The sequence below is a fragment of the Micromonospora sp. NPDC047074 genome, from assembly GCF_040643815.1.
Taxonomy (GTDB): domain Bacteria; phylum Actinomycetota; class Actinomycetes; order Mycobacteriales; family Micromonosporaceae; genus Micromonospora.
In genome coordinates, this window is the sequence record NZ_JBEYVB010000004.1 from 18,496 (window position 1) to 31,833 (window position 13,338).

A 13,338-nucleotide genomic window follows, 5' to 3' on the forward strand; every position below is an offset into this window, starting at 1 on the left:
GGGCGATGCGACACGACACCGCCGCAACAGCCACGCTCACCACGGCCGAACGCGCGATCGATGCCCGCCTCCGCGCCGCGCTGGCCCGGCTGCCACGTCACGGGCCGGCCGGGTGGCTGACCGAGTTCGTGGCCTTCGGACTCAAACAGGCATGGGCGTGTGTGTTCGGTGCCGCCATGCTCGCGGTCATCTGCGCGGCGCACCTGTGGTATCCGGACGATGCCGCGCTCGCCCGCAACGATGCCCTCACTGTCGCCGCCGTCGTCATCCAGTTCGCGATGCTCGCGGGGCGCCTGGAGACCCTGCGCGAGCTACGAGTGATCGTCGTTTTCCACCTCGTCGGCACCCTCATGGAACTGTTCAAGACCCACATCGGCTCATGGGCCTACGAGCCCGACGGTGTGCTCCGGATCGGAGGCGTGCCCCTGTTCAGCGGCTTCATGTACGCCGCGGTCGGCTCCTACATGGTGCGCGTGAACCGGCTGTTCGACCTGCGCTTCACGCGCTACCCGAAACGCTGGTCGACGGCCGCGGTTGCTACCGCGATCTATCTGAACTTCTTCGCCAACCACTACGTACACGACGTGCGGTGGCTGCTCATCGCGGCCGTCGCACTCGTGTTCGGACGCTGTGTCATGCACTTCCGCATATTCCGGGCACGGTGGCGCATGCCTCTGCTGCTGGCTTTCGTCCTCGTCGCCTTCTTCATCTGGCTCGCGGAGAACATCGCCACCTGGTCCAATGCCTGGCTCTACCCGAGCCAGGCGGACGGATGGCATCCGGTGTCGTTGACAAAGCTGGCCTCCTGGTTCCTCCTGATGATCATTTCTGTCGTGCTGGTCACCTGGATCTCACCGCCGCAACCGCCCGACGACGAGCAGCCACCCCGACCGACCGAGGGAGAAGCGCCCGACCCGATACCGGCGCCGGCAAGACCGGCGGAACGTCCCGCGCCGGTTGACGGTGGACACTGCGGCCCCGACTGATCTTCAATCACCGTGGGTCTCCCCGTGACAACGGGCCCTTTCCATCCTGGTGGTGCTGGTCAGGAGAGACATACGAGCGAGGCAGGACAGGGGTCGACATGAGGGGAGGCTCCGGTAGGACCCTGGCGGTTCCAACTGCCGCGGACATCGCGCGCAGGCTCGCGCTGGAACCGCCCGTGGCACCGACACATGTCCAGGTGCGACAGGACCGACGATTCCGTGCCGCGGAGCAAGGCAGAAGACCCTCTCAGTTGGGCCGACCACGGTCGTGCCGAGCTTCGGTTGTGCCGTGAACGCCTTACCGGGCTGACGTCGCCGTTCTGCCGCGAGCGAACCCGCTTGTCTTGTTGCGGCGTGCTGCGGAGGATCGGTGGATGGATCTCCTCACCGCGGAACGGCAACTCCAAGCCGCCCAGCGCGCCGCCGACGTCGAGTCCCTCGACGCGCTACTGCACCCGCAGGTCGTGGGCGCCGGACCGGACGGCACGGTCTTTGCGAAGGAAGACGACCTGGAGAGCTACCGCTCCGGTGCACTGCGAGTCACCAGCCTGGTGGAGGAGTCGCTCGATGTCCAGGAAGACGGTCAGACTGGGGTGACTCGCCTGGTCGCCGCGGTGGAAGCCGTTCAGGGCGGTGCCGCTATGTCCGCGCGGTTGCGCTACACCCGACTTTGGGTGCGTGAGGACGGCAACTGGCGGGTGTTGGCCGCCACCTTCGTCCCGGTCTAGTCGGCCATTCCAACTGCCGTGTACCGGGTTCTCGAGGTAATGAAGGACGAGGATGGAGTGCACGATCTGCCGGGTCTGCGATGACTTGGGCGTTCACGCCGCGACGGTGGTGTCTTCCCGAATAGTAGGGCCTCTGGTCGGCGACCCGGTCGATCGGGATCAGGGTGCCGTCGAGGATGGCGTAGGCCAGCAGCCGGATCCGGTCGATCGCGGTGTGAAGGTCGTCCGCGGTGGTGGTGAGCAGGTCGACAGCCTCCCGGACGTAACGCCAGGCCGTGGTGACATCGATCTCGAAGCCGCAGGCCAGCCGGGTCAGAGTGTCGCCGTCACACAGGTGGGCCAGGGCGAGTAGCGCCTGCCGGCCGTGATTGAGGCGCCGCCATCGTGACCTGTGCTGGTCACGGTGGCAGCGGATGAGGCCCGCGAGGTGGTTCAGGCTACGGGTGGGAGGCCGCGACTGGCCTCCGGTTCCTGCCGGTGGGCCGGTTCCGTCCTCCTGGCCCGATCAGAGCCCGGCCGCGGCGTCGTACCGGCGACGCAGGTCTGCCATCTCCGGCCCGGCCAGCGACTCCTCGCGCGCCTGCTCCACGTACTCCTGCGGGAACATCTCGCGCAGCCGGTCGACGAACGCGACGTCGGCAGTCCCCTCGACCACCCGGATGCCGGCAGGCTCGGTGGTCATGTCCATGATCACCGGACCGACGAGCTTGACGGCCCAGTCCCACGGACGCTTCTGCTCGGCGATTCCGCAGAGGTGGAAGCCGTACACCGTCCGCACGCCGGCGAGGGTGGTGGCTTCCGCCGGCTCGTGACCGTAGACGCGGACTCCGCAGACCACCGCCGGCCTCGTCCCGCCCTCGGTGGTGGCGTGCTGTGCGTGATCTCCAGCGTGGTGGTGCTGCTCCGGGGCCACCTGTTCGAGCGTGCTCCGCATGCGGGCCATGATCCGCGTCCGCAGATCCGCCGGCTCGGCCTCCGATCCAACCGAGTTGGTCAGTACGACCGCGCTGGCCGTCAAGGCCAGGATCGCCGCCACCCACACGAATCGATTTCGGTACCATCCCGCGAAGCTCTGTCGGGAGAGCATGCTCACCTCTTGTCTGGTCGCCGTTTCCGGTGCGTTGGCAGACGGCCCGGATGCCTCTGGCGGGTCGGATCTCGGGCGGTCGGCCGTGGTGGGACACGTACAGCGGGGACGGTTGCCCAAGGCGTACCCGTCGTCGTGGTGGCCCGGCGAGGCGGCGCGCGAGGGCGGTGAGACCGGCGCGCTGCCGGTACTGCTGCTCCCGTGCTGCCGTTCCCAGCGCGGTTGCCCCCGCGCTGCGGCGATGTTTGCCATTGCAACACGACCGGATCCGCTCCGGCAACATCGACGGTGCTCGTCGTGGCACCGGTCCGGTCAGCCCGCGTCCGCGCCCGATCCCTGGCACCTCAGGGCGCAATGCATTCACGCATGTGTATATTGGTCGGGGGCGATGGGAGGATCGCGATGCGAGTCCGATCGATGATCTCGACCGCTGTGGCGGCGGGCATCGCGGTGGCCGTGCTCGGTGCGGGCGCGGTTGCTGCCGAGCGACACGACGCCCCCGTCTCCGGTGGGTCACCCGGTGCGTGGGCTGTCGGTGACTTCGACTTCACCCGCCCGCAGGTCGTCGGGAGCAGCCTGACGGTGCCGTGGGGGATGGACTTCCTGCCCGACGGCAGTGCCCTCGTGGCGTTGCGGAACTCGGGCCAGGTGCAGCGGATCCGCCCCGGACAGCCGTCCGAGCAGGTGGCCCAGATCGCCGGGGTGGCGGCCGGGGGAGAGGGCGGGCTGCTCGGTCTCGCCGTCTCGCCGGCCTACCCCCAGGACGGTTGGGTCTATGTCTACCTGACCACCGCCACCGACAACCGGATCGTACGGTTCCGGTTGAGCGCCCCACAGACGCAGCAGCCGATCCTGACCGGCCTCAGCCGGGCGAGCATCCACAACGGTGGCCGAATTGCCTTCGGCCCCGACGGCATGCTGTACGCGGGGGTCGGCGACGCCGGTCAGACGTCCAGTGCGCAGGATCCGCAGAGCCGTAACGGCAAGATCCTGCGGATGCGACCGGACGGCACCGCTCCGCCCGACAACCCGTCCCCCGGCTCCCTGGTCTACAGCCTGGGCCACCGCAACGTGCAGGGGCTGGCCTGGGACGCGCAGGGCCGGCTGCACGCCACCGAGTTCGGGCAGAACAGCTGGGACGAGGTCAACCTGATCGTGCCCGGCGGCAACTACGGTTGGCCGATCGTCGAGGGGGACGGCAACGATCCCCGCTTCCGGGACCCGCTGCTGGTCTGGCCGACGGCGCAGGCGTCGCCGAGTGGGGCGGCGGTCGCCGGGAACCGGCTCTTTGTCGCCGCGTTGCGCGGCACCCGGCTGTGGAACGTCCCGCTGGACGGTGCCGGCGGTGTCGGTACCCCCGCCGCCGAGCTCCTCGGCACGTACGGGCGGCTGCGGACGGTCGAGTACGGGCCGGACGGCTGGCTGTGGGTGACGACCAGCAACCGTGACGGGCGGGGCACCCCAGCGTCCGCCGACGACCGGGTCCTGCGGTTCCCGCCGCTCGGCGGCACGCCGACCACGCCACCGCCGACCACGCCACCGCCGACCACGCCACCGCCGACCACGCCGCCGCCGACCACCGACTGCCTCGTTTCCTGGATCCCGAACCAGTGGGCGGGCGGGTTCACCGCCGAGGTGCGCGTCACCAACCGGGGGCCCGCGCTCAGCGGATGGGCGCTGACCTGGTCCTTCACCGCCGACCAACGGATCACCAACGCCTGGAACGCCCAGGTCAGCCAGGCCGGGACCGCCGTAACCGCCCGCAACGTCAGCTGGAACGGCGCGATCGCGCGGGGCGGCACCGTGAGCTTCGGAATCCAGGGCACCCACGGCACTGCCAATCCGCTTCCCACCGGCTTCCAGCTCAACGGCGTCACCTGCCAACTCGGCTGACCGGGCGAGCACGGGTCGGCCGGCGGCCTGACGCCGGGCCGGGCCTGGTTGGCAGCATGGTGGCATGGGCTTCGAGGTCGCCGTCATGATCAGGACCACCGGATATCGGCACGACTCCGTCCTGGCTGGCATCCGCGCCGTACGGGCAGCCGTTCGGGCCTGGCCGTAGCTGCCCACCCGCTCTGACCGTTTCGAGAGCCGCCCACCGCGGGGGCGCGCGAAGCCCGACCCCATGAGTGGCTGCCTGCCCAAGAGCGCCGTCATACGAGTGCGGGCGGGCGTGGGGGCCCACAAGTTCCGGTAGGAGGCTCACAAGCTGGGTGTCGAACCCCCTGAAGTGGGCCGTGGATACGCCGCGCCCGTTCGCCGTGTTTGTGGTGATGGCGGTGACACCTAGGCTCAGGTCACCAGGCCGGTGCGATACGCGTACACCACCGCCTGCACGCGGTCGCGGAGGTCGAGCTTGGTGAGGATGCGCGACACGTACGTCTTGACGGTCTCCTGACTGATCACCAGCCGGGCCGCGATCTCGCCGTTGGACAGGCCGTCGGCGATCAGGCGCAGCACGTCCAACTCGCGCGGGGTCAGTCCCACCCGGTCCGGCGTGCCCTCGGCGGGGCGGATGCGCGCCGCGTACCTGCCCACGAGCTGCCGGGTCACCTCGGGTGCCAGCAGCGCGGCGCCGCTGGCGACGGTGCGGATGCCGTGCAGCAGCTGCGCTGGCGGGGCGTCCTTGAGCAGGAACCCGCTCGCCCCGGCACGCAGCGCCTCGTAGACGTACTCGTCGAGGTTGAACGTCGTCACCACGAGCACCTTGACCGGCTGGGCCACCCCGACGCCGGCCAGCAGGCGGGTCGCCTTGATGCCGTCGAGCGCAGGCATCCGTACGTCCATCACCACCACGTCCGGGCGTAGCCGGCCGGCGAGGTCGACCGCCGCGCGCCCGTCCCCGCACTCGCCCACCACCTCCAGGTCGGGCTGCGCGTTGATGATCGTCGCGAAGCCGGTACGGATCAGCGCCTGGTCGTCGCAGACCAGCACCCGGATCGGCGCGGTCACGACGCGCTTCCGGTGGGGATGCGGGCCCGGACGAGGAAGCCGGCACCCTCCCGGCGTTCCGCGCTGAACTCGCCGCCGAGCACGGTGACCCGTTCGTGCAGCCCGGCCAGGCCGCGTCCGCTCCCGCCCAGGCTTCCGGCGGGTGAGCCCGAACCGTCGGTGCTGACCTCCACTGTGATCTCCCCTTCCCCGTGCCGCAGGTGCACGGCGGTGCGGCTGCCCTGGGCGTACTTCAGAGCATTCGTCAGCGCCTCCTGCACGACCCGGTAGGCGGCGACTTCCGCGCCGCCGGTCGTCTCCGCCGGGCTGCCCTCCTGCGTGAACTCCACCGGCTGCCCGGCCCGCCGGGTCTGCTCGATGAGAGCGTGCAATTCGCCGACGGACGGCACGCGCGGGTCGGCGCCGTGGTCGGGGTTGAGCAGGTCGAGCAGGATCCGCAGGTCGGCGATGGCCCGACGGCCGGTGTCGGTGATGGCGGTGAGGGTGGTGTCGAGGCTGTCCGGGGCAGCGGTCAGGTAGCGCGCTGCCTCGGCCTGCACGACCATCGCCGTCACATGGTGGGTCACGACGTCGTGCAGCTCGCTGGCGATGCGGGCGCGTTCGGCGGCGCGGGCGGTCGTGGCGACGTGGTGGCGACGCTCGGCCTCGGCGGCCCGGCTCTGCCGCAGCCAGGCCCCGATGCCCCAGGCGAGGGCCAACATCAGGTAGAACGTGAGGAAACCGCTCACGCCCTCGGTCGACCCGTACCGGTCGAGGGTGACGGCCAGCGCGACGTATACGGCGGAGCCCAGGACCAGGGTGGGGCGCCGACGACGTTCCAGGTGGGCCCCCGCGCTCACCAACGCGATGGCCAGCGCGGCGCCCGCGACTGTGTGGTAGGCGCGCAACTGATCGATGGCGAAGCCGAGCGACACCAGGACGAGGGAGATCGCCGGCCAGCGCCGGCGGATGGCGAGCGGGAGGCACTCCAGGGCGATCGCCACCACGGCCAGCGCGTCGAAGGGACGGCCGGGCAGGTTGCCGAGCTGCGTACCGTGGTCCTGTAGCGCCGGCACCGCGGAGGCGAGGGCGATCAGCAGCGCCAGCGGGAGATCCCGGACCGTGACGGGCCAGCGCCGCCACAGGTCCGGAAGCATCCGCAGGTCGACCATCAGGAAACCGTAACGGGCGCCGCCGGGGCGTCGACCGCGCGGCGCCGCGGGACGATGCGGCCGCGACGGTGGGCCTGCCACAGGAACACGACGGTCAGCACCAGCCCCGCCGCCACCGCGTACAGGCTGCCCTCCGGCCCGAAGTCGCCGCCGCTGAGCAGCGTCGGGCCCGAGGTCGTGGCGTCCAGCAGCCCCGTTGACCCGCCGTTGCCGGAGACCACGACGCTGAAGATGCCCGCGGCGGCGAAGTTCCAGGCGAAGTGCAGGCCGATCGGCACCCACAGGTTGCGGGTGGCGGCGTAGCAGGCGGCGAGCATGAAGCCCGCCTGGATCGCGATGGCGGTCGCGCCCCACAGGCTGGCGTCCTTGTTGAGCAGGTGCATCAGACCGAACAGCACGCCGCTCAGCAGCAGCGAGAGCCAGGTGCCGAGGCGTTCCTCGACGAGGCGGAACAGCAGGCCCCGGTAGAGCAACTCCTCGGTCACGGCCGCAGCGGCCATGAATCCGAACAGCCCCACCGCGCCGGTCACCGAGCCCATGCCGTGCACGTGGTAGCCGCCCATGAACGCGATGTTGACGATGACGGCGGCGAACATGCCGAAGCCGATCAGCGCCCCCCGGACGATCCGGGCGGCGGCCCCGTCCCGGGCCAGCTCCGTGACCTCGCGCCGTTCGGTACGGCGCACCACCCAGCCGTACACGAGGACTGCGGCCACGGCGGTCGCCATTCCGATGCCCAGGCAGAGCCAGGGGTTGCCCTGCACCGCCATGACGGCCTGGCCGCCGACGAGACTGACCGCCCCGACGGCCAGGAACTGCTCCAACACGCGCATGATGATTCCTTCGAGAGGTCCGCGGCCGGAGTGCTGCGGTCACCTGGAACGCTATGGATACGCGGGCCGGGAATCGTCACCACGCGGTGGACACCTGCGGGTAGCTCTCACGGGGGACAAGCGTGGTTCCATGGGCGGGTCGCCGAACCGGTGCAACTGCCCGCACCGTAGCGGTGCTCGCTGAACCACCTACCGGAGACCTCGTCACATCTCGACCACCGACCCGCGAAGATCCTCAAGCCAGCAGCTCAATCCCTGGCACCGACTTCGACACAGGCCCTAGCCGAGGTGCGTCGGGCTTGCCAGCCAGGGCTTCGGCCGCTGCGTACTGCACGGTGTAACGCGGGTCGGGGCCGTCCGGCCACTGTGCGGCGATCTCAGGGTCGGTGGTCGCGGCAGCCGCGATCAGCGGCATGATCGGGGAGACCCGGCCCAGGACCGCGGGTGCCGTGGACGTGCGGACGCGATTGCCCGGCTGCGGTGGGCTCGGCGCACGCGGCACCTCACGATCCATGGTGGCGACCGGCTCGGGGTCCCGGCGATGGACGTGTCGACGACGTCCCTGAACAGGGTGCGCTTGTTGCGGAAGACGAAGTAGACCGTCTGGACGGCCACGCCCGCCCGGTCCGCGACCTCCTGCAGGCTCGTCGCCCGTAACCCTGCGCGACGCACAGTTCGCGAGCCGCCTCGACTCAAGGGTGCGGCGTGAGCGCTCGGCTCGCTTGTCCGGCCGCTTGACCTTGTCCACATTGCGAGTCTATCTTTAGAGTGCGTTACTAAAGTTCACCTCTAATACTTGGAGGACGCAATGGCCCAGCCCAACGCCACCCAGAAGCCGGAACCGGATCTGGCCTCGACGCAGCGAGACCCGGAGGAGGAGTCCGTCCACCGTGCACTGGAGGGCTACTACCGCACCGGCAAGCCGCCGTGGGACACCGGCGTGACGCCGCCCGAGCTGGTCGACCTGGTAGAGGGGCACAGGGCGCTGCCGCCCGGCCGCGCCCTCGAACTCGGCTGCGGCACGGGGACCAACGCCACCTACCTCGCACGGCACGGCTGGGAGGTGGCGGCCGTCGACCTGATCGACCGCGCCGTCGACCAGGCCAGGGAGAAAGCTGCGGCGGCGGGAGTGGCGGTACGGCTGTTGCACGGAGACGCCACCCGCCTCGATGAGCTGGACGTGCCGGGCCCCTTCGACCTGTTCTTCGATCTGAGCTGCTACTGCGGGGTCCCGCTGCACCGCCGCGACGCCTACGCCGCCGGGCTCACCCACCGCGCCGCTCCTGGAGCACGGTTGCTGATGTTCGGGTACGGCCCCGAGCCGCTCGGCAATCCGATCCCCGAGGTCACGTCGTGGGCGGCAGGTGTCACAGCCGACGAGCTCCGTGCCAGGTTCGTCGGCTGGGAACTAATCGACGTCACACCGGGCACCAACTCGGTGCCGACCTTCTGGTTCACGCTGCGCCGCGACGCCTAGTTGACGGCGAACCGCCATGTTCAACGCGGTCCGGAGCCGGCTGAGCGTCAGGCGAACCGATCGGATACCAAGCCCCGTTCCCGGCTTGCGCCGGAACCGGCCGTCGACCGGGTCGGAGAGGGCCAGGCCGCGCCGGTCGTAGAAGGGCGCCAGGCAGTCGTAGAAGGCCTGCTCGTCGTTACGGAAGGTCTCGGTCCAGTGCAGGCCCGTCGTCGGTGCGGTAGACCCGGGGCTCACCACCGGCGCCGATGGAGAGGATCACCGCCCGGTACGCGTCGAAGGCCGCGATGTCCTGGAGCTGGAGCGTCGGTTCGACGCGGGTCGGGCCGACCCGCCGCCAGTTCCGTCCACCGTCGACGGTGCGCAGCGCGGTGTTGTCGCTGCCGCTGGCCCAGGCGACCCGGCTGTCGACCGGGGCGAGCCCGCGCAGCCGGGAGGTCACCCCGGTCTCGGTGAGCTGCCAGCTCGGGTCGGGCCGTCAGGCGGCACCGGTGCCGGTGGTCAGCACGACGACGGCGAGGACGAGGACGGACAGCCTCGGCGGTCGTACGAACCGGCACCGTACCGGGCATCGGCGTCGGTGCGTTCCGTCGCTGGTCGGACGGATTCTCCCGCGGGGGTCGGAGCCGGGGTCATCCCCGGTGGGGAGGCCGAGATGGGTCCGCAGACCGACGTTTCCGGTTGGCGGCCTGGGGCACCATGAGCAGCAGTTACGTCACACGGGAGGCGACATGCACCTGTCACGCCGCAGTTTCCTGCTGGCCACCACCGGTACGGCACTCGCGACGCCCCTGCTGGCCGGTGCCGACCCGGCAGTCGCGGCCGGCCGTCCGTCCGCCGGGTCGCTGCCGGACGCGGCGCTCACCGCCGACCTGCGCGCGATACCCGAGGCCGGCATGCCCGGTGTGTTCGCCGAGGCGCGGGACGGACGGGACCGGTGGCGGGGCGCCAGCGGGGTGGCCGACGTGACGACCGGTCGACCGGTGTTGCCCGGGTTCCAGCACCGGGTCGGCAGCATCACCAAGACCTTCGTGGCGGCCACGCTGCTGCAACTCGTCGGTGAGCGCCGGATCGCGCTGGACGCCCCGATCGGCCGGTATCTTCCGGAGTTCGCGGTCGCCGGGGTGACCGTCCGGATGCTGCTCGACCACACCAGCGGGATCAGCGACTACGACCACGTCATCTTCGCCACCCCGGAGGACATCGAGCGGCACCGGTCCACCACGTTCACGCCGCGCCAACTCGTCCGGGCCGGCCTCGGCCAGCCGCCGACCGGGGCACCGGGCGCGGCCTTCTCCTACTCGAACACCAACTACATCCTGGCCGGGCTGATCATCGAGCGGGTCACCCGCCGGTCCGCCACCGACGAGGTGCACCGGCGGATCCTCCGGCCGCTCGGGCTGCGGCAGACGTACTTCCCCGGCCCGCGTCCCCGGATCGCCGGCCCGCACAGCAAGGGCTACGTCCCGTGGTACGAGGGCGAGCTGCGCGATTTCAGCGTCAGCAACATGTCCTGGGCCTGGACGGCCGGGGCGCTCGTCTCGACCATGGCCGACCTGAACACCTTCTTCCGGGCGCTGCTCGGTGGCCGGCTGCTCCGGCCGGCCCAACTGGCCGCGATGAAGACCACCGTGCCGTTCGACCCGGCCCAGCCGGAGGCCGCCGGCTACGGGCTCGGCCTCTACCGGATGACCTGGCCGACCGGCGACGTCTGGGGGCACGACGGCCTGGTCTTCGGGCACAGCGCCATCTCGCTGCACACTCCGGACGGTCGGCGGCAGGTGAGCCTCGCCCAGAACGTGACGCACTACGCGCTGCCCGGCACGCCGGACCCGATCGGCGAGGCGGTCGGCAGGTTCCTGAACACGGCACTGGTCGGTGAGAGTGCCGTCGCGGCGCGGACCGCCAACGCCGCCCGGGTGCCGGCGGTCGTCCCGGCGCCGGGCGCACCGACCCTGGTCAGGCCACTGCCGCAGCGCTGAGCTGTCGCCCGGCAGCCGCGACCGGACACCGTACTCCGGTCGCGGCTGCCGCACGGCCGTGCCGTGGCGTTCCGGCGCCGCGTTCCGATCGCGGCAGATCGCGCCGCTTGGGCGCCGCGTTCGATCGGTGTCGATCGCGTCGGTCGGGGACGGTCGGAAGCCCATCCCGCCGGTCACCTTGGCCCGTGGCAGGTCCAGCAGCCGTCCTTCGGCTCGCCCGCGTGACCGGTTCAGCAGGTCATGTCGATCTCCAGGACCGCGACCTCGTGCCGGTCGACCAGCAGCACGGTGGTCTGTGGTTCCTCCTCGAAGTCCTCGTCGTCGGGTGGCCAGGTCGTCGGCAGCAGGCCGGCGTACCCGATGTGCGCGTCGGGACCCGTCCGAGCCAGGACGAGGTCGATCAGGTCGTCGCCCAGGAACGTCGCGAGGTGATCGGCCGGAAGCTCCGGGAACTCGTCGATGCCGTCCCAGTTCCCGTCGAACAGCTCGCTCAGGTGCAGGCGTACCAGATTGCGGAGACCGGCACGCAGGTCGGCGGCCGGTACGGGCCGGAACGCCTCCTCGTCGTGTTCGTCCGCGTCCTCGCGGTTCTCGACCCACCAGCGGGCCGCGGCGGCCACCGGATCGCCGTCCCCGGGGTCGAGCCGGCCGATCCGGAACCGGAAGGTGACCGGGCTGTTGTTGTTGACCCAGAGCAGGTCGCTCAGCAACGTCATGATGCAGGCCAGCCGGGTCCGCAGGGCGGCGTCGGCGCCATCGGAGTCGGTGACCGGCGGCTGTCGAATCTCCGGAGCCGGATGCAGCGAGACCCGCAGGGTGCTGCCGTCGAAGTCGCGGTGCAGCAGGTGCAGCGGCGCCGGGCGGCCCGGCTCGTCCGGCCGCTCGTCGTCGGTGGTCAGCCGGAGCAGATCGGCGTACGGGCCGGCCAGCTCGTCGGCGAGGAACCGCACCAGCACTGCCGCGCGCCGGTCGGGTGTCCCCACCACGGCCGAGATCAGGCTGACGAGTTCGGTCGCCACCTCCTCGTCGGTGCGCACCGGCTCGTACGACCGTCCCGGCCCGACCGACACCCGACTGGTCAGCACCGTCGCGCCGGTGACCTCCGGAAGGCCGGCGGCGTCCGCGATCTCCGTCAACGGCGGCGGCTCCGGCCACTGCTGATCCCGCCGGGACCTGGTCCGCCCGGACACCACCGTCGACGACCAGCCGGCAGCCTGCTGCGACGACCACGTCGCCAGCAGCCACACCGCCGCCACGCGTACCCAGTGCTGGTTTGTGAGCCGGCGGCCATCCTCCCGCTCGACCGGGTCGGGCTGTCGGTACCAGGAGTCGGTGTAGGCCGTGGTGCGTTCCACTGCGGCAACCCTTTCCGCGTCGGGGAGGTGCGAAGGTAACAGGCGACGGTGACATCTCTGTCCACGGTGCAGGGGCGGGTGCCGAGGTCCGCTTGCGGCCGATGGCGTCATGGCCGGAACTGTCGGTCGGGGCTCTTACGATCACGGCCATGTCGGCTGCCTTCACCGCGCTGTGGACCCAGGACGTCTGTCGGGAGCTGCGCAGGCACCGGGCCGGCGAGCGGCCTCCGGTGGCGTTCAGCGGGGTGCACCAGTCCCTGCCCAGTTGGACCAGCGTCGGGGTCGGCGACTCCGTCTTCGCGCTGCACGTCAACCGTTGCGTGCTGCACGTGGTGAGCCGGCTCCGCGTCGTCGACAAGCAGCGGCGCGACTGCTGCGGCAGCGCCCCGGTGACCTGGCGGGATCCGGCCCATCCGGGCCACGACGCCTGGGCGATGCTCGGTGCCGACGGGTGCGGAGCGGTCCCGGTGCATGTCGAGGCCACCCCGATCCGCTTCGACATCACCGTTCCCGGTGACCTGCTCGGCACGCTGACCTGGCGCAACCGGCGGGGTGACCAGCGCACCCTGAAGTACGTCGTCGACGGCCGTCTCGAACGCTCCGTCAGCCTCCAGGGCGTCTACCGCCTGACCGACGAGTCCGCCGCCGCACTGGGCGCCCTGCTCGACAACTCACCAATCCCGAGCCGATCGGCACAGCCGCTCCACACGTCCCGCTAGGCCAGTGACGGCCCCCAGCCGCGCCGAGATGGAACGCAGCGGTCCGCGCCGTCCATATTGCGGTTGAC

At 70.9% G+C, this 13,338-nt stretch carries 13 protein-coding genes and 1 pseudogene; 6 read left to right on the forward strand and 8 right to left on the reverse strand.

Annotated features, from left to right (window positions below; genetic code table 11):
• The first annotated feature begins 5 nt into the window (after nt 1–5).
• Both ABZ809_RS08650 and ABZ809_RS08655 read left to right on the forward strand, forming a co-directional pair.
• Nucleotides 6–986, forward strand: a complete 981-nt coding sequence (locus ABZ809_RS08650; RefSeq protein WP_357561850.1) for a DUF817 domain-containing protein — start codon at nt 6–8, stop codon at nt 984–986.
• Nucleotides 987–1,360: 374 nt separating this feature from the next.
• Entirely contained in the window at nt 1,361–1,714 is a 354-nt protein-coding gene (locus tag ABZ809_RS08655) for a nuclear transport factor 2 family protein (protein ID WP_357561851.1), read from the forward strand.
• A 34-nt stretch (nt 1,715–1,748) separates the two neighbouring features.
• Here ABZ809_RS08655 and ABZ809_RS08660 read toward each other — a convergent pair.
• Both ABZ809_RS08660 and ABZ809_RS08665 read right to left on the reverse strand, forming a co-directional pair.
• Nucleotides 1,749–2,150, reverse strand: a pseudogene (locus ABZ809_RS08660) (transposase family protein); the annotation flags it as partial.
• A 69-nt stretch (nt 2,151–2,219) separates the two neighbouring features.
• Complete coding sequence (locus ABZ809_RS08665) at nt 2,220–2,648, reverse strand: hypothetical protein (protein WP_357561852.1); 429 nt, start codon at nt 2,646–2,648, stop codon at nt 2,220–2,222.
• Between the two features lie 555 nt (nt 2,649–3,203).
• Here ABZ809_RS08665 and ABZ809_RS08670 point away from each other — a divergent pair.
• Nucleotides 3,204–4,694, forward strand: coding sequence for a PQQ-dependent sugar dehydrogenase (locus tag ABZ809_RS08670; protein WP_357561853.1), 1,491 nt, complete (start codon nt 3,204–3,206; stop codon nt 4,692–4,694).
• A gap of 399 nt (nt 4,695–5,093) precedes the next feature.
• Here the strand turns inward: ABZ809_RS08670 and ABZ809_RS08675 are convergent, their stop codons facing one another.
• From ABZ809_RS08675 to ABZ809_RS08690, 4 genes are all read right to left on the reverse strand, one after another.
• A complete protein-coding gene (locus ABZ809_RS08675; RefSeq protein WP_357561854.1) occupies nt 5,094–5,753 on the reverse strand; it encodes a response regulator transcription factor in 660 nt (219 codons plus the stop codon).
• Nucleotides 5,750–6,904: a histidine kinase gene (locus tag ABZ809_RS08680; protein WP_357561855.1), complete on the reverse strand. Its 1,155-nt coding sequence runs from the start codon at nt 6,902–6,904 to the stop codon at nt 5,750–5,752. The genes ABZ809_RS08675 and ABZ809_RS08680 overlap by 4 nt, the downstream gene beginning before the upstream one ends.
• Nucleotides 6,904–7,737, reverse strand: a complete 834-nt coding sequence (locus ABZ809_RS08685; protein WP_357561856.1) for a CPBP family intramembrane glutamic endopeptidase — start codon at nt 7,735–7,737, stop codon at nt 6,904–6,906. Before ABZ809_RS08685 ends, ABZ809_RS08680 begins: the two co-directional genes overlap by 1 nt.
• 405 nt (nt 7,738–8,142) lie before the next feature.
• Nucleotides 8,143–8,487: a helix-turn-helix domain-containing protein gene (locus tag ABZ809_RS08690; RefSeq protein ID WP_357561857.1), complete on the reverse strand. Its 345-nt coding sequence runs from the start codon at nt 8,485–8,487 to the stop codon at nt 8,143–8,145.
• A 58-nt stretch (nt 8,488–8,545) separates the two neighbouring features.
• Between ABZ809_RS08690 and ABZ809_RS08695 the strand changes: the two genes are divergently transcribed.
• The gene (locus ABZ809_RS08695; RefSeq protein WP_357561858.1) at nt 8,546–9,214 is read left to right on the forward strand and encodes a class I SAM-dependent methyltransferase; all 669 of its coding nucleotides are present in this window, start codon (nt 8,546–8,548) and stop codon (nt 9,212–9,214) included.
• A 178-nt stretch (nt 9,215–9,392) separates the two neighbouring features.
• On the opposite strand, the gene ABZ809_RS08700 is transcribed toward ABZ809_RS08695, so the two are convergent.
• Nucleotides 9,393–9,656: a hypothetical protein gene (locus ABZ809_RS08700; protein WP_357561859.1), complete on the reverse strand. Its 264-nt coding sequence runs from the start codon at nt 9,654–9,656 to the stop codon at nt 9,393–9,395.
• 454 nt (nt 9,657–10,110) lie between these two features.
• Here ABZ809_RS08700 and ABZ809_RS08705 point away from each other — a divergent pair, with 454 nt between their 5' ends.
• Nucleotides 10,111–11,196 carry a serine hydrolase domain-containing protein gene (locus tag ABZ809_RS08705; RefSeq protein WP_357562086.1) on the forward strand — a complete coding sequence of 362 codons (1,086 nt, stop codon included), beginning with the start codon at nt 10,111–10,113 and terminating at the stop codon, nt 11,194–11,196.
• A gap of 230 nt (nt 11,197–11,426) precedes the next feature.
• Here ABZ809_RS08705 and ABZ809_RS08710 read toward each other — a convergent pair whose 3' ends face one another.
• Entirely contained in the window at nt 11,427–12,551 is a 1,125-nt protein-coding gene (locus tag ABZ809_RS08710; RefSeq protein WP_357561860.1) for a hypothetical protein, read from the reverse strand.
• 149 nt (nt 12,552–12,700) lie between these two features.
• On the opposite strand from ABZ809_RS08710, the gene ABZ809_RS08715 reads away from it, so the two are divergent.
• The gene (locus ABZ809_RS08715; protein ID WP_357561861.1) at nt 12,701–13,270 is read left to right on the forward strand and encodes a hypothetical protein; all 570 of its coding nucleotides are present in this window, start codon (nt 12,701–12,703) and stop codon (nt 13,268–13,270) included.
• Nucleotides 13,271–13,338: the final 68 nt, after the last annotated feature.